Origin of the sequence: Bacillus sp. SIMBA_026 (assembly GCF_046535335.1) — a bacterium.
In the GTDB taxonomy this organism is placed as follows: Bacteria; Bacillota; Bacilli; order Bacillales; family Bacillaceae; genus Bacillus; species Bacillus velezensis.
In genome coordinates, this window is sequence record NZ_JAWRWX010000153.1 from 1 (window position 1) to 273 (window position 273).

At 61.9% G+C, this 273-nt stretch carries 1 protein-coding gene; it reads left to right on the forward strand.

The window, feature by feature from the left end:
- On the forward strand, positions 1 to 210 hold a 210-nt coding region (locus SB847_RS21025), incomplete at its 5' end, for a hypothetical protein (protein ID WP_410578554.1).
- Positions 211 to 273 lie beyond the last annotated feature (63 nt).

Below are 273 nucleotides of genomic sequence, written 5' to 3' on the forward strand. Positions count from 1 at the left end.
CTAGGCCAGCTGGTGCAGGCCATTGAGCTGTCGCGCAGAACCCTCTCCACCATCAAGACGAACCTCTTCTGGGCGTTTTTCTATAACGCAATCGGGATCCCGGTGGCGGCATTCGGATTGCTGAATCCCATGATCGCGGGCGCAGCCATAGCAGCGAGTTCGGTGCTCGTCGTCGCGAATTCGATTCGACTGCGCGCCTTCGGGAAGTAGGGCCCCAACCGGCAGGCGAACCGGTCAGGAGCCTTAAGCCGTCCCGAATCGGACGGCTGCCCG